We start from the raw sequence: 18898 nt of genomic DNA on the forward strand, positions 1-18898 counted from the left end.
TGCGGGGCGTGCGCGGGCGCGCCGCGCACGGTCGTCAGCCGAGCCAGCGCCACCAGCGCGAGGGCTCGGGACCGGCGTCGGCGGCCTCGTCCTCGTCGCCCTCCTCGCCGAGCGCCCGCGCGGCCCCGGCGAGGTCCTCCGCGGTGAGCGTCATGACGTCGAGACGCTCGAGCGCCTCGAGGCCGTCGGCGCCCCCGCCCGCGTCCCGGGTGAGGCGCAGCGCCTGGCGGTTGAGCGCCTGCTCGAACAGGGTACGGACGAAGCGCGCGTTCCCGGACTCCTCCCCGTGGCGCAGCCCGGCGAGGACGCCCCGGAGGGTCTCCTCGGCGTCGGGCTCGAGCACGTACTCGTGCTGGGTCAGGACGCGCGCGAAGATCTCCCGCAGCTCCTGCGTCGAGTAGTCCGGGAAGCTGATCTCGCGCGCGAACCGGGAGCGCAGCCCCGGGTTGGACAGCAGGAAGGCGTCCATGAGCCGGGGGTAGCCGGCGACGATGACCACGAGCCGGTGGCGGTGGTCCTCCATGCGCTTGAGCAGCACCTCGATGGCCTCGGACCCGAAGTCGACGCGGCCGTCGCCCTCGGGGGTCAGGGAGTACGCCTCGTCGATGAAGAGCACGCCGTCCAGCGCCCGGCGGATCACCGCGTCGGTCTTGATCGCGGTGGCGCCCACGTACTGCCCGACGAGGGCGGCCCGGTCCACCTCGACGAGGTGGCCCTTCTGCAGCAGGCCGACCGCCCGGTACATCTCCGCCAGCAGCCGCGCGACCGTGGTCTTGCCCGTGCCGGGGTTGCCCAGGAAGACGAGGTGCTGGGAGGTCGCGACCTCGGGGAGCCCGTGGGCCTTGCGGCGCGCCTGGACCTGCAGGAGGGCGACGAGCGCCCGCACCTGCTCCTTCACGGACTCGAGCCCGACGAGCGCGTCGAGCTCCGCCTGCACCGCGGCGAGCGGCCGGGCCGGTCCGGGACGGGCGCCGAAGAGGTCGTCCACGCCCGGCAGGCCGGACCGCGGCAGGCGGTCCCCGAGGCGGCCGACCGTCTCGCGCAGCTCGTCCAGCGGTGTGCGGCGGGAGGCCATGCGACGAGCGTACGGCGGGCGGCGGGACGCGCCCCTCCGGACCTCCACGCCCCCGCGGCGCCTAGCCCGCGGCGACCACGACCGGCAGCTCCGCCGTGCCGGCCCGCAGGGTCGCGGGCCCAGGGGTCACCTCGCCCGGGAGCCGGACCTGCCACGACACGGTGAAGTCCGCGTCGGCGTCGGCGGTGCCGAGCTCCCACGAGCGGTCCCCCTGCTCGAGGACGAGGGGGATGTCGGTCTCCGGCTGCGGCTCGCCGACGTCAGGTCTCGAGGGCGGCTCCGGACCGCTGCACCCCGGGCCGGTGACGGTGCTGGAGGTGTCCGCGCACCGGTCCATGAAGGGCTCGCCGACGACGACGACAGGGCCGTCGCGGGCGAGCTCGACCGGGGCGACGTCGGTGACCTCGCCCGAGGGGGGAGCGGCGCCGTCGACCGCGAGCACCGGCGCCGGGCAGCCCGCGCGCGCCGGGGCGGGGACGAACGTCCCGAGCCCGGCCGCGACCACGCCCGCGACGAGGCAGGCGCGGACCGTTCGGCTCCCCATACCCGCATGCTGTCGCGACGGGTCGCGGCCGTGCAACGACCCGTCGCCGGCCAGAGGTCCTCGGGGGCCCGGAGGCGATGGACACCGCGCGGCTCGATCAGGATGATCGGACCCGGGACGCGCGTCCCGACCGGACGGGGGAACCGTGGTGCGTCGAGCAGCGGGAGCCGGGGCCGTGGCCGTCCTGCTCGCGGCGGGCTGCACCGTCGCACCCGTGACGCAGGGGCTGCCGGAACCCGACCGGGCCGTCCCCACGCTGGCGAAGCTCGAGGGGCACGCACCGGAGCTGAGGCTGCCCGCGGACGCCTTCGCGGCCCTCGAGATCGCATACGACGAGAGCACCGCCCTGCAGCTCTGGGTCCTGTCCCGGGCGGACGACCTGCCCGCGGCCGACGGCGACCCGGACGAGCCCGGGCGGTACGGCTCCCTGGCCGACGTGGACTTCGACAGCCACGTCGTGGCGCTGTGGTCCTCGGGGCAGTCCGGCACGTGCCCCTCCTGGCTGGCCTCCGTGGAGGGCGACCCGGACGGGGTGACGCTCCGCGAGGCGGACCTGGTCTCGGGTGGCTGCACCGAGGACTACGTCCCCTACCGGTCCGTCGTCGCGGTCCCGCGGGACCGCCTGCCGGAGGTCGGCTCCGCCGACGCCACGGGCGACGCCCGCCTCCTCGCGTACCCGGCCCAGCACGACGACCTGCGGGTCGTCCTGCGCCCGTGGACGCCGCCCGCGGCCTGACGGTCCTCAGCAGGGCGTCCCGCCGTCGACGGATGACGTCCCGTTCCCGCCCCACGGGGCGCGTCGACCTCGGCGGCCCCGTCAGGGCCGCCGGACCCAGCCGAGCCGGAGCGCGACCGCGTCGGCGACCGCCGTCGGGAAGGCGGGCCAGTCAGGCTCGAGCCGGGCGCGCGCGAGACGGAACAGCGCCAGCGCCGCCTCCTCGACGGGCCAGGCCAAAGCGTCGTCGATCTCCGCGGCGACGTCCGGGACCGCCGCCTCGAGCCGCCGCGACGGGTCGAGGGGCTCGGGGTGGGCGCCGGCGGGGGCCAGACGGGCGCGGACCGCCCGCAGCAGGTGGCCCAGCGCCCACGCGCGGACCATGAGTCCCGCAGCGACGCGCTCGCCGCGGCGGGCGCGGCCGACCCCGATGAGGAGCTTCACCAGCGCGAGCGTCGTCTCGTTCGCGGCGTCGACCGCCGGCGCGGGCTGCGCGGCGCCCGCCGCCACGAGCCGGGCCGCGGTGCCGTCCACGTCGAGCACGACGCGGTGGTCGTCGCCGACCGGGGCGCCGGCGAGCTCGGTCTCCGTGGCGGCGGCGAACTCCAGGACGTGGCCGTCGTCGTAGAGGGCGGTGAAGCCCACGGCACCCTCGCGGGCGACGCCGACGAGGTGCTCGGGGTCGGGCAGCCAGCGGTGCACGTCGCGCAGGCGCTCGACCGCGTCGGGCGCGGCGAGCACGAAGAAGTCGTGGTCGGACCACTCGTCCCGTCGGCTCGGCTCGGCCGCCGACCCGAGCAGCAGGAGGGCCACGACGCCGGGCTGGGCGCGGACCGCCGCCCTCAGCGCGGCCGTGCGCTCCTCGAAGGGTCGTCGCTGGTCCATCCGGGCCTCTCGTCCGCAGGGGTGGGTGTCAGGAGCGGTGCAGCAGCACCGGGGAAGGCGGGTCTGCGAGAGGGTCGAGCAGCACGGTCGTCCCTCGTCCCTCGTCCCGCGTCCGGCGTCAGGCCTCCGGAGCGGGGTGCTCCTGGAGCCACGCCTTGCGGACGCGGACCTGGGCCCGGTCGAGCCAGGCGTCCGTCACGAGCTCGGCCAGCAGGTCGACCGGCAGCGCGTCGAGGCGCAGGAGGACCACGGGGTAGCCGACGAAGTGCGGGGTGGTGAAGGCGACCTCGGGCCGCTCCTGGATCAGCGCCGCCTTCTCCTCCTCGTCGGCGACGCGCACGGCGAGGACGGGGCCGTCGGGTGCGGCGTCGCCGAGGTGCTCGAGGTCGGCGCGCCGCAGCGGGCGCTCCCACGTGACGAGCCGGCCGTGCGTGCTCCACCGCCGCGCGCCCTGCACCGTCTCGGCGACGACCTCGGGCATCGCCTCCGCCGCGCGCGCCACGTCCTCCCACGTCGCCATGCGCCGAGGCTAGGGGCGCGGGGACCGGGGGAGAAGGCCCTCAGATGGTGGCGGCCCACCGCTCCTCGCGGACGGTCCGCGGCGCCCCGTCCGGCCCGGTGCCGGTGGCGAGGGTGCGCCGGACGCCCTGGGGCCCGAGGCCGGCACCGCGCAGGAAGGCGCGGCGCCCCTCGTCGCCGTCGAGGACCCACGTGTGGACCTGGTCCGCGCCGTCCGTGCGCAGGGTGTCGACGGCGGCCGCCAGCAGCCGGGAGCCGTGGCCCGCGCGCCGGTGCCCGGGGTCGACCTCGAGCGCCAGGAGGACGCCGCCGGGCGCGCCGCGGCCCGGGGGTCCCTCGGGGCCGGGCTCGTCGGGGACGAGGCCGAGCGAGACGAGGCCGACCACGCGGGGCCCGTCGCAGGCGACGAGGACCCGGTAGCCGCCGGCGGGCGGCGCGGTGACGGCCGCTGCCCACTGCTCCGTCATCGCCGTCTCGTCGAGGCGGTCGAGCACGTCGGGGCCGAGCACCTCGGTGTGCGTGCCGCGCCACGCGGCCACCTGGACGCGGGCGAGCGCCCGCTCGTCGCCGGGGACCGCGGGTCGCACGGAGACGTCGGCCGTGGGGCCGGACAGGAGCCCGGACGGCAGCGCGTCGTGGCCGTGCCCCGCGTGGGGGTCGGGTGCGGGGGCGGCCCCGTCGCCGGAGCCGGTCCGGCCGCCGGTCGGGTCGCTCACAGCGCCACGTACACGGGCTCGAGGTACTCCTCGATGCCCGCCTCGCCGCCCTCGCGGCCCATGCCGGAGGACTTCACGCCGCCGAACGGCGCCGAGGCGTCCGACACCATCCCGCGGTTGATCCCCAGCATGCCGGTCTCCAGGTCCTCGGCCAGGCGCATGACCCGCCCGACGTCGCGCGTGAAGGCGTAGGCGACGAGCCCGTACTCCGTGCCGTTCGCGAGCGCGACGCCCTCGGCCTCCGAGCCGAACGTCACGACGGGCGCGACCGGCCCGAAGATCTCCTCCGTGACGACCCGCTGGTCCGGCTGCACGTCGGACAGCACCGTCGGTGCGTAGAAGTAGCCGCGCCGGCCCACGCGCTCGCCGCCGGTGCGGATCGTCGCACCGCCGTCGGCCGCCTCCGTCACGAGCGCCTCGACGTGGTCGACCGCGTCCGCCTCGATGAGCGGCCCCACCGTGACGCCGTCCTGCGCGCCGTGCCCGACGACGAGGCGGTCGAACGCCTCCGTCAGGCGCGCGGTGAACTCCGCGGCGACCCCCCTCTGCACGAGGAAGCGGTTCGCCGCGACGCACGTCTGCCCCGCGTTGCGCATCTTCGCCGCGACGGCGCCCTCGACCGCGGCGTCGAGGTCCGCGTCGTCGAAGACGAGGAACGGCGCGTTGCCGCCGAGCTCCATCGACGTGCGCAGCACCCCGTCGGCCGCGGCCTTGAGCAGCGTGCGCCCGACCTCCGTCGACCCCGTGAACGACAGCTTGCGCAGCCGCGGGTCGGGCAGCAGGGCCCCGGAGATCCGGCGGGCCGACGAGGACGGCACCACGTTGACCACGCCGGCGGGCAGGTCCCGCGCCTCGAGCTCGGCGCGCACGATCTCCGCGACGGCCGCGGTCGTCAGCGGCGTGAGCTGCGCGGGCTTCACGACGACGGGGCAGCCGGCCGCGAGGGCGGGCGCGAGCTTGCGGGCGATCATCGCGATGGGGAAGTTCCACGGCGTGATGAGCAGCGCCGGCCCGACGGGGCGCCGCAGCACGAGCTGGTGGTGCGTGCCCGCGGGCGCGCGGCGCGTCAGGCCCTCCAGGCGCACCGCCTCCTCGGAGTACCAGCGCACGTACTCCGCGGCGTAGAGCACCTCCGCGCGCGCCTCGGCCAGCGGCTTGCCGCCCTCGGCCGTGATGATCGCGGCGAGGTCGTCGGCGCGGGCGCGCATCTCGTCGAACACCGCCCGCAGCAGGTCCGAGCGCACCCGGGGGGCCGTCCGCCGCCAGGGCTCCGCGGCGGCCGCCGCCGCCGTCAGCGCGTCGAGGGCGTCCCTCTCCGTCCCGTCCGCGACGTCCGCCAGGACCTCCTCCGTGCCCGGGTCGGAGACCGTGAACGTGCCGCCGCCGTGGGCGGGCCGCCAGCGTCCGTCGACGAGGACGCCGGTCGGCAGGTGCGCCGCCACCGTCGGGGGCAGGGTCGAGGTCCTCGTCGCGCTCATGGCGCCATCCTCGCCCTGCGGCCCGACGGGCGCCACGACCACCCGGGGCCGGGGGCGGCTCGTCGTCCCCCGAGGCGGCCGCCGGTGCGCCGCCGGACCCCGGGCCCACCCCTAGAGTGAGCGGCATGACGGACCGCGTGCCGACGCCGTACGAGGACCTCCTCCGGCTCGTGCTGGAGACGGGGACGCCGAAGGCGGACCGGACGGGGACGGGGACGCGCAGCCTCTTCGGCCACCAGATCCGCTTCGACCTCGCCCAGGGCTTCCCGCTCGTCACGACGAAGCGGGTCCACCTGCGCTCGGTCGTCTACGAGCTCCTGTGGTTCCTGCGCGGCGACTCCAACGTCCGCTGGCTCCAGGAGCACGGCGTGAGCATCTGGGACGAGTGGGCGGACGCCGACGGCGAGCTCGGGCCGGTCTACGGCGTGCAGTGGCGGTCGTGGCCGACCCCGGACGGCGGCCACGTCGACCAGATCACGCGCGTGGTGGAGGACCTGCGCCGCGACCCCGACTCCCGGCGGCTCGTCGTGTCCGCCTGGAACGTCGCGGACGTGCCCCGGATGGCGCTGGCGCCCTGCCACGCGCTCTTCCAGTTCTACGTCGCCGACGGCCGGCTCTCCTGCCAGCTCTACCAGCGCTCGGCGGACATGTTCCTCGGCGTGCCGTTCAACATCGCCTCGTACGCCCTCCTCACGCACATGGTCGCGCAGCAGGCGGGGCTCGAGGTCGGCGACTTCGTCTGGACGGGCGGGGACTGCCACGTCTACGACAACCACGTGGACCAGGTGCGCGAGCAGCTCTCGCGCGAGCCCTTCCGGTACCCCGCCCTGCGGCTGCGGCCGGCCCCGTCGATCCTCGAGTACGCGTTCGAGGACGTCGAGGTCCTCGACTACCTCCACCACCCGGGCATCAAGGCCCCCGTGGCCGTCTGACCATGGGCCTCAAGCTCATCTGGGCCCAGACGCCCGACGGCGTCATCGGCCTCGACAACGACCTGCCGTGGCGGATCCCCGAGGACCTCGCCCGGTTCCGGCGGCTCACCTCCGGGCACCCCGTCGTCATGGGCCGGCGCACCTGGGAGTCGCTGCCCGAGATCTACCGGCCGCTGCCCGGACGCGACAACGTCGTGCTCACGCACGACCGCGGCTACGACGCCCCCGGGGCGGTCGTCGCGACGAGCCTCGACGACGCGCTCGCGGTCGTCGGCGACCGCGACGCCTGGGTCATCGGCGGCGGCACGCTCTACGCGGACGCGCTGACGCACGCCGACACCGTCGAGGTGACGATCGTCGACCGGGCCACGGTGGGGGACACCTTCGCCCCCGTGCTCGACGAGCGGCGCTGGGTGCAGACGGCCCACGAGCCGGCCGAGGGCTGGTACTCCTCCGTCACGGAGGGCACCCGCTACCGCTTCATCACCTACGGCCACCGGCCGCAGTCGCAGCCGGCCGTCGACCCGCGCCTGCAGGCCCCGCACGCGGTGCGCTGCGACTGGGGCCGGGCCGGCGCGCGCGCCGTGGCGGCCGGGTCCGACCGGATCGCCGTCGTCGTCGACGTGCTGACGTTCACGACGACGGTGGCCGCGGCCTGCGCCGCGGGCATCGAGGTGGCGCCCTTCCGCTGGCACGACCCCCGCGCCGCCGGGTACGCCGAGCGGGAGAGCGCGGTGCTCGCGGGGTCGCGCTCGACGGGCGGGCCCAGCCTGTCCCCGGGGTCCGTGCGCGCGTCGGGGCTCTCGCGTCTCGTCCTGCCCTCGCCGAACGGCGCCACCACGGCGCTGACCATCGCCGCCACGGGCGCGGAGGTCGTGGCGGGGAGCATCCGCAACGCCGACGCCGTCGCCCGGTGGTGCGCCGCCCGGCTGGCGACGGACCCGCACCTCGTCGTCGGGGTCGTGCCGGCGGGGGAGGGCTGGCCGGACGGCGCCTTCCGCCCGAGCGTCGAGGACCTGTGGGGGGCGGGCGCCGTCATCGAGGCGCTGCGCCGCCACGGCGTCACCGACCGCTCCGTCGAGGCCGAGGCCGCGCGCCAGGCGTGGCTGGCCGTCGCGGACGACCCGGTGGGGGCGCTGCGGGAGTCGGCGTCCGGGCGGGAGCTGTCCGAGCGCGGCTGGGCGGACGACGTCGTGGCGGCGGCGGACCTGGACGCCGACGGGGTCGCGCCCGTGCTCGTCGACGGCTGGTTCCGAGGTCGCACCCCGGAGGCGGCCGGCGCGGCCGGGCCGGGCGGCGGGACGGTAGCCTGACGCCCATGCCTCCCGTCGCCACCCCCGGGCGGCCCTTCGGGGCCGTGCTCACCGCCATGGTGACCCCGATGCACGCCGACGGCTCCCTCGACCTGGCGTCGGCGGTCGCGCTCGCGCGGCACCTCGTCGACGAGGGGAACGACGGGCTGGTGCTCAACGGCACCACCGGCGAGGCGCCCACCACGCACGCGCCGGAGAAGGCCGACCTCGTCGCCGCCGTCGTCGAGGCGGTCGGCGACCGCGCCTGGGTCGTCGCCGGGGCGGGCTCGAACGACACCCTGCACGCCGCCCGCATGGCCGAACAGGCGGCGGCCGCCGGGGCGCACGGCCTGCTGGTGGTGTCCCCGTACTACTCCCGCCCCTCCCAGGCGGGGATCGTCGCCCACGTGGAGGCGGTCGCGGACGCGGGGGGTGGCCTGCCCGTCATGCTCTACGACGTCCCCGGGCGCACCGGCGTCCGGCTCGCGCCCGCGACCGTCGACCACCTGGCCGGCCACCCCGCGGTCGTCGCCGTCAAGGACGCGACCGGGGACGTGCTCGCCGCGGCCGCCGCCATCCAGCGCACCGGCCTGGCCTGGTACTCCGGCGACGACGGGCTCTACCTCTCCCTGCTCGCCCACGGCGGCGTCGGCATCGTCTCCGTCGTGGGGCACGTCGCCTCCCGCGGGCTGGCGCAGCTGACCCGCTGCTGGGACGCGGGCGACACCGCGGGCGCCCTCGCCGCGTTCCGGGCCGTCATGCCCGCCGTGGTGGCGCTCAACGGCGCCGGCTTCCAGGCCGTCGCCTCCAAGGCCGCGCTCGAGGTCCTCGGCCGCCTGCCGAACCGCGTGCTGCGCCTGCCGTACCTGCCGGCGACCGAGGAGGAGGTGGCCGCCGTCCGTGACGGGCTGCGGGCCGCCGGGCTCCTGGAGCCGGTCGTCTCCTGACCACCGCGCCGGCGCGCCCCGTCGGCGGCGCGCCCGGACCCCGCCCCGCCGACCTGCGAGGAGCCCTGTGAGCCACCCCCATCCCGAGCTGACCCTTCCCCCGCCCCTGCCCCGGGGCGGCCTGCGCGTCGTCGCGCTCGGCGGGCTGGGCGAGGTCGGGCGCAACATGGCCGTGCTCGAGCACGCCGGACGCCTGCTGATCATCGACTGCGGCGTCCTCTTCCCCGAGGACCACCAGCCCGGCGTCGACCTCATCCTCCCGGACTTCGACTACATCCGGGACCGCCTCGACGACATCGAGGCCATCGTCCTCACGCACGGCCACGAGGACCACATCGGCGCCGTGCCGTACCTGCTCCGTCTGCGCCGGGACATCCCGGTGGTCGGGTCGCAGCTCACGCTCGCGTTCCTCGAGGCCAAGCTCAAGGAGCACGGCATCACCCCCCTCACCCTGGCGGTGAAGGAGGGGCAGGTCGAGCAGCTCGGCCCGTTCGGCTGCGAGTTCGTCGCGGTGAACCACTCCATCCCCGACGCGCTCGCCGTGGCCGTGCGCACCGCCGCCGGCCTCGTGCTGCACACCGGCGACTTCAAGATGGACCAGCTGCCGCTCGACGGGCGCATCACGGACCTGCGCGCCTTCGCCCGCCTCGGCGAGGAGGGCGTCGACCTCTTCATGGTCGACTCCACCAACGCCGAGGTCCCGGGCTTCGTCGCGCAGGAGCGCGGCATCGGGCCGGTGCTCGACAACGTCTTCCAGGACTCCGCGCGCCGGATCATCGTGGCGTCGTTCGCCTCGCACGTGCACCGCGTGCAGCAGGTGCTCGACGCGGCCGCCGCGCACGGCCGCCGCGTGGCGCTCGTCGGGCGGTCCATGGTCCGCAACATGCAGATCGCCGCCGACCTGGGCTACCTCAAGGTGCCGGACGGCGTGCTCATCGACATCAAGCGCGTGGACTCCCTGCGCGACGACGAGATCGTCCTCATGTGCACCGGCTCCCAGGGCGAGCCCATGGCGGCGCTGTCGCGCATGGCCAACGGGGACCACCGCGTCACCGTGGGACGCGGCGACACCGTCATCCTCGCCTCCTCGCTCATCCCGGGGAACGAGAACGCCGTCTTCCGCGTCATCAACGGCCTCACCCGGCTCGGCGCCCGCGTCGTGCACTCCGGCAACGCCAAGGTGCACGTGTCCGGCCACGCCAGCGCCGGGGAGCTGCAGTACTGCTACAACATCCTCAAGCCGCGCAACGTCATGCCCGTGCACGGCGAGGTGCGCCACCTCGTGGCCAACGGCGCCATCGCGGTGCAGACCGGCGTCCCGGCCGACCGGGTCGTGCTCGCCGAGGACGGCGTGGTCGTCGACCTCGTCGACGGGGTGGCGCGCGTCGTCGGGGCGGTGCCCTGCGGGTACGTCTACGTCGACGGCTCCAGCGTCGGCGGCGTCACCGAGGCCCAGCTCAAGGACCGTCGGGTGCTCGGCGTCGAGGGCTTCGTGTCCATCTTCGCGGTCGTGAGCTCGCAGGACGGCAAGGTGCTCGCGGGCCCGCAGATCACGGCCCGCGGGTTCGCGGAGCCGGACGCGGTCTTCGACGACGTGCTGCCCGAGCTCACGCGCGCCCTCGAGGAGGCCGCGCGCACCGGGACGGACTCCTACGGGCTGCAGCAGGTCATGCGCCGCGTCGTGGGCCGCTGGGTGTCGGGTCGCCTGCGCCGCCGCCCGATGATCATCCCCGTGGTGGTCGAGGCCTGACCGCTCCGCCGGTCCCGCGGGGGACCGGACCGACGACCGCCCCGGCCGGGTCGCCGCGCCCTGCGCGCCGACCCGGCCGGGGCGTCGTCGTCCGCGGCGGGCGGGTCCGGGTGAGGTCCCTGCCGGTGCACGGTGCTCCTGCTCCACCGCCCGGGGGCCCTCAGCGGCTGCTGCCGGCGACCCCGCCGGCCGGGTCGTCGGCCACCGCGTCCGTCCGGCCGGTCGCGGCGGTGCGGCCCGTCCCGCCGGTGCCGTCGGCCGTCGCGACCGTCCCGGTCCCCCCGCCGAGTCCGAGGGCCACGACGCCCGGGCCGGCGGCCGCCAGCAGGTCGGCGTAGCGGTCGGCGCGCTCGGCCTCCTCGCCCGGGAGCAGACCGGACAGCTCGAGCGAGACCGCCCCGTGCACGAGCGCCCACAGGTCGAGGGCGATCCGCAGGTGGGCCGGGCTGGGGGCGTCGGGGAGGGTGCGGGCGACCGCGGCGCGCAGCAGCGAGAAGGACGCGGTCCCGGTGGGCTCGGGACGGTCGGCGGCGGGGACGGCCGCCTCGAACATCGCGCGGTAGGCGTGGGGCGCGTCCAGGGCGTGCGCGCGGTAGGCCAGGCCCAGCGCGAGGAGGTCGGCGCGGGCGTCGCCCGTGGCGGGGACCTGCGCCAGCCGCGCGGCGAAGGCGTCCTGGGCGGAGCGGCCCACCGCCCGCACGAGGTCCTCCCGGCTGCCGAACAGCGCGTACACCGCCGAGGCGGAGGTGCCCACGCGCGCCGCGACGTCCCGGACCGTGAGGGCGGCGCTGCCCCCCTGGGCGACGACGTCCGTCGCCTCGGCGAGCAGGCGCGCGCGCAGGGCCTCGTCGTGGCTCTTGGGTCGGGGCACGGCGGGAGTCTAGCGATCCGTGACGTCGTTCTGTAACACTGTTCTGGAAAGGTGTTCGGAATCGGCGGGCGCTGCGGGCGCACGGAGGTGCACGGTGCTGGAGCTCACGGGGGACGCGCGGACCACGGCGGGGGTCGTCCTGCTCACGGTGGTCGCCATCGAGTCCGGCGGGGTGTTCCTCCTCCGGCTGCTGCTGGGCCGCGAGGAGGCGACGGACTTCCAGCGCAGCGCCTACCGGGCGGGGCACGCCCACGCCGGCGTGCTCGTCCTGCTGGGGCTGCTGTGCGTGCTGCTGGCGGAGGCGACGACGCTCGACGGGCTCGCCCGCTGGTACGGGGCCACGGGGGCGCTCGTCGCCGCGGTCCTCATGCCCGCGGGTTTCTTCCTCGGCGCCGCCGGCCGGGGGCGCACGCGACCGAACCGGCTGTTCGCCCTCGTCCCGGTCGGGGCCGTCGTGCTCGCCGGAGGGGTCGTGACGCTCGCCGTCGGCCTGCTGCGCGGCTGAGGGCCCCGCGGGTGCCCCGGCGGGTCGTCCGACGACCGCCGACACGCGCGACCCGGGCTGGGGGGCGCGGCGCCGGGTCGTGGCTACGGTGAGCACCATGGCCTCCCGTCCGTCCACGACCGCCGTGCGGTCCGCCCGCACGACGACGGGGCGCGCCGGGAGCACCCGTCCGCCGGCGCGCCCGTCCGGCGCGCACCCGGTCGGCGCGCCGCACCGCAGCGCGCTGCCCGTCCGGATGCTCCGCGGCGCGTTCATGGGCGTCGCGCACGTCGTCGGCGGGACGGCCCGGCGCGTGGGGCGCGGCGCCCGCGACCTCGACCCGGCGCACCGCCGCGACGGGATCGCCTTCACGCTGCTCGGGCTGGCGGTCGTGGTCGCGGCACGCGAGTGGTGGGCGCTGTCGGGCACCGCCGGGGACGTCATCCACGCCGTGGTCGCCGGGACGTTCGGCGTCGTCGGCGTCGCCGTGCCGATCGGCCTGCTCGCCCTCGCCGTCCGCCTCATGCGGCACCCCGAGCAGGGCGAGACCACGTCGCGGCGCTCCATCGGCGTCGGTGCGCTCGTCGTCGCGGTCTGCGGCCTCGTCCACCTCGAGCGCGGGCTCCCCGCGCCGGCGGACGGGTTCGCGCCCGTGCGCGCCGCCGGCGGCGTCGTCGGCTACCTCGTCGCGACGCCGCTGGAGCACCTCGTCTCCGCCGTCCCGACGGTGCTGCTCCTGCTCCTGCTGGCGTTCTTCGGGCTGCTCGTCGTCACGGCGACGCCCGTCCACCTCGTCGTGCCCCGGCTGCGGGCGGCCTACCACTGGCTCACCGGCGGCCGGCGGGGCGCCGCCGCGGACGCGGACGCCGCCGGCGGGACGGACGCGGCGGGGGAGGACGACGCGCCGACCGCCGTGCTCGGCCGCGCGCGCGGCGGCCGCACCCGCGTCCTCGGCACCGCCGGCCGGGCGGGCGGGGACCCCGACGACGAGGACGCCCCCGACGTCCCGCTGCCCGCACCCGGCAGCCTGCGCGGCACGCCGTCCGGCGCCACGGCCCTCGAGCCGGCGACGCCGAGCCGCAGCCTGCGCGACCGTCTGCTCCGCCGGGGCGGCACGTCGCGTGCGCAGGAGCCCCCCGCCGACGCCGACGGCCCCCTGGACCGCTACGAGGGCGACGAGGCATACGCGCAGGCCGTCGCCGTCGAGGGCGGCGAGGCCCCGGCCGCCGACGGGCCGGACGGGCCGGGTGGTCCCGGTGCGCGGGGGGTCGGGGGCCGGACGGGTCGCGGACGCGGCGTGCCCGCCGGCCTCGGGGCGACGGCCGTCCCCCCGGTGCCCGACCCCGAGGCGACCGCCGTGCTCGGTGCGGGGGCCGCGGCCGCCGGCGCGCCCGACACCGTGCCCCACGGCGTCCCCGTGACGGACGTGTGGCGCGAGCCGGAGGTCGACGAGCCCCTCGTCGCCCCGCCCACGAGCGGCGTGCCCGCCGGCGTCCAGCCCATGCTCGAGGGCGACGTCCTCTACACGCTGCCCTCCGACGACGTCCTCGCCCCGGGCGCCCCGCACAAGGTGCGCTCGGCGGCGAACGACCGGGTCGTCGCCTCCCTCACCTCCGTCCTCGAGCAGTTCGAGATCGACGCGCAGGTCACCGGCTTCACCCGCGGCCCGACGGTCACGCGCTACGAGGTCGAGCTGGGCCCGGGCGTGAAGGTCGAGCGCGTCACGGCGCTGTCGCGGAACATCGCCTACGCGGTGGCGAGCGCGGACGTCCGGATCCTCTCGCCGATCCCCGGCAAGTCGGCCATCGGCATCGAGATCCCCAACACGGACCGCGAGACGGTCTCGCTCGGCGACGTGCTGCGCTCCGGCGCCGCCCGCCGCGTCGAGCACCCCATGGCGATCGGCGTCGGCAAGGACGTCGAGGGCGGCTACGTCGTCGCGAACCTCGCCAAGATGCCCCACCTGCTCGTCGCCGGCGCCACCGGTGCGGGCAAGTCGAGCTTCGTCAACTCGATGATCGTCTCCATCCTCATGCGGGCCACGCCCGAGCAGGTGCGGATGGTGCTCGTCGACCCCAAGCGCGTCGAGCTGACCCTCTACGAGGGCATCCCGCACCTCATCACCCCGATCATCACGAACCCCAAGAAGGCCGCCGAGGCGCTCGAGTGGGTCGTGCGGGAGATGGAGGCGCGCTACGACGACCTCGCGATGTTCGGGTTCAAGCACATCGACGACTTCAACGCCGCCGTCCGCGCCGGCAAGGTCAAGCCGCTCCCGGGGTCCGAGCGCAAGATCGCGACGTACCCGTACCTGCTGGTCATCGTCGACGAGCTCGCCGACCTCATGATGGTCGCCCCCCGCGACGTCGAGGCGTCCATCCAGCGCATCACGCAGCTCGCGCGCGCGGCCGGCATCCACCTCGTGCTCGCGACGCAGCGGCCGTCCGTCGACGTGGTCACCGGCCTCATCAAGGCCAACGTGCCGTCCCGCCTGGCCTTCGCCACGTCGTCGCTCACCGACTCCCGCGTCGTGCTGGACCAGCCCGGCGCCGAGAAGCTCATCGGTCAGGGCGACGCGCTGTTCCTGCCCATGGGCGCCGCCAAGCCCATGCGCACCCAGGGCGCCTGGGTGGCCGAGTCCGAGATCCACGCCGTCGTCGAGCACGTGAAGACGCAGCTCAAGCCGACCTACCGGCCCGACGTCATCGCGGCGGCGCCGAAGAAGCAGGTCGACGACGACATCGGCGACGACCTGGACCTGCTGCTGCAGGCCGCGGAGCTCGTCGTGACCTCGCAGTTCGGGTCGACCTCCATGCTGCAGCGCAAGCTGCGCGTCGGGTTCGCCAAGGCGGGCCGCCTCATGGACCTGCTCGAGTCCCGGGAGATCGTCGGCCCGTCCGAGGGGTCGAAGGCCCGCGAGGTGCTCGTGCAGCCCGACGACCTGCCCGCCGCCCTGGCCATGCTGCGCGGCGCCGACCTCGCCGGCGGCGACGACGCGGACGAGGGCTTCCCCGGCGACCCGCCGGTGGCGCGGGACTACTACGACGACGAGGCGTAGCGCCTCGTCGGACGTCGGGCGTCGGACGTCGGGCGGCCCGGACCCGCGGGCCTCCGCGGACGGGCGGCCGGACCCACGCGGGCGGCCGGACCCATCCGGGTCGCCCGACCCACCCGGGCCGCCGGACCCATCCGGGCCGCCGGTCCCACCTTCGACGAGATGCCGGTCCCGGTCGGGTCGCAGGGGCCTGTGCGGCCCGGAGAGGCATCTCGTGGGCCGGGACCGCCTGCGGGGCCGTGGCCACGCGCGGGTGGTCAGGGGGCCGCGGGGCGCGGGACCGCCTCGACGCGGGCACGGGTGCCGTCGGCGAAGGGGTCGGGCGGGGACGTCGCCTCCGGCGCGGTCGTGCCGACGGCGGCCGCGACGCGGGCGCGCCGGTCCTGCACCTCGGGCACGGGCAGGGTCGGCGTCCCGGCGGTGAGGTCGGCGAGGGCGTGGACGCGGTGGCCGCCGTGCCGGTCGACGGTGACGCCCGTCCAGGTCACCCCGACGACCCGGGGCGGTCCCGCGGGCGTCCCGGTGGCCGGGTCCGCGCCCGTCGCGCGCACCGTCGCGGTGAGCAGGAGGCCCGACGAGGTCTCGGGCACGCAGCACTCCGCGTCCTGGTTGGACACGAGGTTGCCCAGGCCGTACGCCACCCACATGCCCGTGCCGTCGACGCCGCCGGGGAGCCTCTCCACGGGCTGCGGGACGTGCGCGTGGTGGCCCAGGACGAGGTCGACGACGCCCGAGCCCGCCAGCTCCCGGGCCGCGGCCCGCTGCTCGGGGGCCGGCTCCGTCCGGTACTCGACGCAGCAGTGGAGGCTGACCACGACGAGGTCCGCCCCGCCGGCACGGGCCGCACCGGCCGCCGCGACGAGCGCGGGCACGTCGATGCGGTCGACGGACCACGGGGCGGCCACCGGCATCCCGTTCGTCCCGTACGTGGCCGCCAGGTGCGCCACGGTGATCGTCCGCCCGGCGTCCTCGACCCGGTAGAGCTGCGGCAGCGCCGCCTCCGCCGCGGAGCGGGCCGTCCCGACGTGGCCCAGGCCCGCCGCGTCCAGCGCGTCGAGCGTCGCGGTGACCCCGGCGGCGCCGCGGTCGACGGCGTGGTTCGAGGCGGTCGAGCACCCGTCCCACCCGGCCTGCGCGAGGTCGCCGACGAGCGCGGCCGGCGCACCGAAGAGCGGGTACCCGGTCGGGGCGACCCCGGGCGGTGCGACCGGCACCTCGAGGTGGCAGAGCGCGAGGTCCGCGCCGCGCACCCAGGGGTCGAGCGGTGCCAGCAGGGGCGAGAAGTCGACGGTGCCGTCCGGGGCGGTGGCCGACGCGAGGACGGGCTCGTGCGGCAGCACGTCCCCGGCGGCCACGATCGTGACGGTGGCGTCCGGCTCGGGGACCGGCTCCGGCGCCGGGGCGGGGGCCGGGGTCGGGGCCGTCGCGGAGGGCGTGGCACCGGGGGAGCCGGTGCCGTCCACGGTGCCGCTGCCGCCGCCCGACGGTGCACCCGGGGTCGCCACGTCGGCGGCGCCGGCGGTGCGGAGGGCGAGGACCGCCACCGCCACGACGAGGACCACGAGGACGGCGAGCAGGCCGACGACCACGCCGGCGCGGCGCGGACGAGGGACCATGGCGGGACGGTACCGGGGCGGGCGGCTGCGCCGGTCCGCGCGGCCCCAGCGCGTCGCGACCGCCCGGCCGAGCGCGTCGGGGCCCGGGAGGCCGGTCCGGGCGTCGCCGTTAGGCTGGGGCCGTGCCCGCCGCCCCGTCCCCGTGGACGGCCGCGAACGTCGTCACGATGCTGCGGATCCTGCTCGTGCCGGCCTTCGCCGCCGCCCTCGTCGTCGACGGCGGGCGGGACGGGGTGTGGCGCTGGGCCGCGCTGGGCGTCTTCGTCCTCGCCGCCGCGACGGACCGCGTGGACGGCTGGCTCGCGCGGCGCTCGGACTCGGTCACCGACCTCGGCAAGCTCCTGGACCCCATCGCGGACAAGCTCCTCATGGGCGCCGCTCTCGTGCTCCTCTCGTGGCAGGGCGAGCTGTGGTGGTGGGTGACGGCGGTGGTCCTCGTCCGCGAGCTCGGCATCACGCTCCTGCGGCTGGCGCTGCTGCGCATGGTGGTCCTGCCCGCGTCCCGCGGCGGCAAGGCGAAGACCGTGCTGCAGACCGTCGCCCTCGGCCTGTACCTGCTGCCGCTGGACCGGCTCCCCGCGCTCGTGGGCGTGGTGGCGGCCGTCGTCATGGCGGCGGCCCTGCTGGTCACGGTCCTCACGGGGCTCGACTACGTCCGGACCGCCCTGCGCGTGCGGGCGCAGGACCGGCGTGCGCGGGCGGACGGCCGGCCGGCCGCCGGTCCCGTCCCCGGCGCCGCCGGGCCGGGCGCCCCGCGGTGACGGGGGCGGGTCCCGCGGCGACCGACGCGACCGCCCGTCGCCTCCTGCAGGCGCTGGAGGAGCGGGGCCTGACGGTGGCCGCGGCCGAGTCGCTCACGGGTGGGCTCGTCGTCGCGGCGCTCGTCGCCGTGCCCGGGGCCTCGACGGTCCTGCGCGGCGGCGTCGTCGCGTACGCGACCGACCTCAAGGCCCGCCTGCTCGGCGTCGACGCGCGCCTGCTCGACGAGCGCGGCCCGGTCGACCCCGACGTCGCCCGCGCCATGGCCGAGGGCGTCCGGGACCGGCTCCGCGCCGACGTCGGCCTCGCGACGACCGGGGTGGCCGGACCCGGCCCGCAGGACGGGCACCCGGCGGGCGAGGTGCACGTCGCGGTGGCGCTCCCCGGGCGCACGGAGGTCGCCTCCCACCGTCTGGCCGGGGAGCGGCCGGAGGTCCGGGACGCGACGGTGGGGGCGGTGCTGGAGCTCGCCGTGCGGCTCGTCGCGCCGGACGGCGGCCGGGGCCTGCCCGGTCCGGCCTGAGGCCGGGCTGAGGTGCGGCCGTCTACCGGCTGCGGAGCGGCCGCCGGGGGAACACCGTCGTCGGGAGGGGCGTTAGGCCGCTCGTGATGGTGACGAAGCTGCCGATGGAACGGTCCGGCGCGTACCACAGGGCACCGGGGTACGGTGGGTCCTCCACCGCTCCCGTCGCCGCGGGCCGCGGTCCGGCGGCCCGACCGGCCGACGGACGGGGCCCGACAGGACGCGGACCGGTGGTGCGCACGGCAGCGGTGCAGGTGACAGGACGTCGGTCAGGGCGTGGTGGGGCAGGGCAGGCGGTCGGCGACCGGTCGGTCGTGACCCGCGACCCCGGTCGGACCTCGGACGAGGATCGTGGCACGAGAGGGGGAGCCCAGATGGTCGTACTGCGTCGAGAGATCGGTGACGTGCTGCGCGATGCGCGGCAGCGGCAGGGGCGGACCCTGCGTGAGGTGTCGTCGGCGGCCCGGGTGTCCCTGGGCTACCTGAGCGAGGTGGAGCGCGGCCAGAAGGAGGCCTCGTCGGAGCTGCTGCAGAGCATCTGCGCGGCGCTGTCGGTGCCCATGTCGATCGTGCTCCGCGAGGTCAGCGACCGCATCGCGGTGGCCGAGGGGCTGTTCGTGCCCGACACGGTGCCCGCCGACCTCGAGGTCCGCGTGGGGCGCACGCCGGACGACGACTGGGACCGTCCCCGGTCGGAGCTCGCACCCGTCGGCTGAGAGCCGCACGGACGGCAGGAC

The 18898-nt window shown here is 77.0% G+C and carries 18 protein-coding genes; 10 read left to right on the forward strand and 8 right to left on the reverse strand.

Annotated features, from left to right (window positions below; translation table 11 throughout):
* Nucleotides 1–34: 34 nt before the first annotated feature.
* Nucleotides 35–1075 carry an AAA family ATPase gene (locus EJA20_RS03570; RefSeq protein WP_129336804.1) on the reverse strand — a complete coding sequence of 347 codons (1041 nt, stop codon included), beginning with the start codon at nt 1073–1075 and terminating at the stop codon, nt 35–37.
* Between the two features lie 61 nt (nt 1076–1136).
* Complete coding sequence (locus EJA20_RS03575) at nt 1137–1619, reverse strand: hypothetical protein (RefSeq protein WP_129336805.1); 483 nt, start codon at nt 1617–1619, stop codon at nt 1137–1139.
* A gap of 214 nt (nt 1620–1833) precedes the next feature.
* Between EJA20_RS03575 and EJA20_RS03580 the strand changes: the two genes are divergently transcribed.
* Nucleotides 1834–2355, forward strand: coding sequence for a hypothetical protein (locus EJA20_RS03580; RefSeq protein ID WP_129336806.1), 522 nt, complete (start codon nt 1834–1836; stop codon nt 2353–2355).
* Nucleotides 2356–2436: 81 nt separating this feature from the next.
* On the opposite strand, the gene EJA20_RS03585 is transcribed toward EJA20_RS03580, so the two are convergent.
* From EJA20_RS03585 to EJA20_RS03600, 4 genes are all read right to left on the reverse strand, one after another.
* Nucleotides 2437–3219, reverse strand: a complete 783-nt coding sequence (locus EJA20_RS03585; RefSeq protein ID WP_129336807.1) for a hypothetical protein — start codon at nt 3217–3219, stop codon at nt 2437–2439.
* A 118-nt stretch (nt 3220–3337) separates the two neighbouring features.
* The gene (locus EJA20_RS03590; protein WP_129336808.1) at nt 3338–3739 is read right to left on the reverse strand and encodes an MmcQ/YjbR family DNA-binding protein; all 402 of its coding nucleotides are present in this window, start codon (nt 3737–3739) and stop codon (nt 3338–3340) included.
* A 40-nt stretch (nt 3740–3779) separates the two neighbouring features.
* The gene (locus EJA20_RS03595; protein WP_338068793.1) at nt 3780–4454 is read right to left on the reverse strand and encodes a GNAT family N-acetyltransferase; all 675 of its coding nucleotides are present in this window, start codon (nt 4452–4454) and stop codon (nt 3780–3782) included.
* Complete coding sequence (locus tag EJA20_RS03600) at nt 4451–5932, reverse strand: NAD-dependent succinate-semialdehyde dehydrogenase (protein ID WP_129336809.1); 1482 nt, start codon at nt 5930–5932, stop codon at nt 4451–4453. The genes EJA20_RS03595 and EJA20_RS03600 overlap by 4 nt, the downstream gene beginning before the upstream one ends.
* A gap of 125 nt (nt 5933–6057) precedes the next feature.
* On the opposite strand from EJA20_RS03600, the gene EJA20_RS03605 reads away from it, so the two are divergent.
* The 4 genes from EJA20_RS03605 to EJA20_RS03625 all read left to right on the forward strand — a co-directional run bounded on the left by EJA20_RS03605 (nt 6058) and on the right by EJA20_RS03625 (nt 10853).
* Nucleotides 6058–6864 (forward strand): thymidylate synthase, encoded by an 807-nt coding sequence (locus tag EJA20_RS03605; protein ID WP_129336810.1) that lies wholly within the window; start codon nt 6058–6060, stop codon nt 6862–6864.
* A gap of 2 nt (nt 6865–6866) precedes the next feature.
* Nucleotides 6867–8177 carry a dihydrofolate reductase gene (locus tag EJA20_RS19345; RefSeq protein ID WP_240674981.1) on the forward strand — a complete coding sequence of 437 codons (1311 nt, stop codon included), beginning with the start codon at nt 6867–6869 and terminating at the stop codon, nt 8175–8177.
* Nucleotides 8178–8182: 5 nt separating this feature from the next.
* Nucleotides 8183–9103, forward strand: coding sequence for a 4-hydroxy-tetrahydrodipicolinate synthase (dapA, locus tag EJA20_RS03620; protein ID WP_129336811.1), 921 nt, complete (start codon nt 8183–8185; stop codon nt 9101–9103).
* Nucleotides 9104–9170: 67 nt separating this feature from the next.
* Nucleotides 9171–10853, forward strand: coding sequence for a ribonuclease J (locus EJA20_RS03625; protein WP_129336812.1), 1683 nt, complete (start codon nt 9171–9173; stop codon nt 10851–10853).
* A 160-nt stretch (nt 10854–11013) separates the two neighbouring features.
* On the opposite strand, the gene EJA20_RS03630 is transcribed toward EJA20_RS03625, so the two are convergent.
* Nucleotides 11014–11724, reverse strand: a complete 711-nt coding sequence (locus tag EJA20_RS03630) for a TetR/AcrR family transcriptional regulator (protein ID WP_129336813.1) — start codon at nt 11722–11724, stop codon at nt 11014–11016.
* 94 nt (nt 11725–11818) lie between these two features.
* Between EJA20_RS03630 and EJA20_RS03635 the strand changes: the two genes are divergently transcribed.
* Nucleotides 11819–12229, forward strand: a complete 411-nt coding sequence (locus tag EJA20_RS03635) for a hypothetical protein (RefSeq protein ID WP_129336814.1) — start codon at nt 11819–11821, stop codon at nt 12227–12229.
* Between the two features lie 97 nt (nt 12230–12326).
* Nucleotides 12327–15266: an FtsK/SpoIIIE family DNA translocase gene (locus EJA20_RS19350; protein WP_129336815.1), complete on the forward strand. Its 2940-nt coding sequence runs from the start codon at nt 12327–12329 to the stop codon at nt 15264–15266.
* 254 nt (nt 15267–15520) lie between these two features.
* Here the strand turns inward: EJA20_RS19350 and EJA20_RS03645 are convergent, their stop codons facing one another.
* Nucleotides 15521–16879, reverse strand: a complete 1359-nt coding sequence (locus EJA20_RS03645) for a CapA family protein (RefSeq protein WP_129336816.1) — start codon at nt 16877–16879, stop codon at nt 15521–15523.
* Between the two features lie 167 nt (nt 16880–17046).
* On the opposite strand from EJA20_RS03645, the gene EJA20_RS03650 reads away from it, so the two are divergent.
* The 3 genes from EJA20_RS03650 to EJA20_RS03660 all read left to right on the forward strand — a co-directional run bounded on the left by EJA20_RS03650 (nt 17047) and on the right by EJA20_RS03660 (nt 18877).
* Nucleotides 17047–17640 (forward strand): CDP-alcohol phosphatidyltransferase family protein, encoded by a 594-nt coding sequence (locus EJA20_RS03650; protein WP_240675004.1) that lies wholly within the window; start codon nt 17047–17049, stop codon nt 17638–17640.
* Nucleotides 17637–18161: a CinA family protein gene (locus tag EJA20_RS03655; RefSeq protein WP_129336818.1), complete on the forward strand. Its 525-nt coding sequence runs from the start codon at nt 17637–17639 to the stop codon at nt 18159–18161. Before EJA20_RS03650 ends, EJA20_RS03655 begins: the two co-directional genes overlap by 4 nt.
* A gap of 374 nt (nt 18162–18535) precedes the next feature.
* A complete protein-coding gene (locus EJA20_RS03660; RefSeq protein ID WP_129336819.1) occupies nt 18536–18877 on the forward strand; it encodes a helix-turn-helix domain-containing protein in 342 nt (113 codons plus the stop codon).
* Nucleotides 18878–18898 lie beyond the last annotated feature (21 nt).

The organism is Cellulomonas endophytica (assembly GCF_004123805.1).
GTDB classification, from domain to species: Bacteria; Actinomycetota; Actinomycetes; order Actinomycetales; family Cellulomonadaceae; genus Cellulomonas; species Cellulomonas endophytica.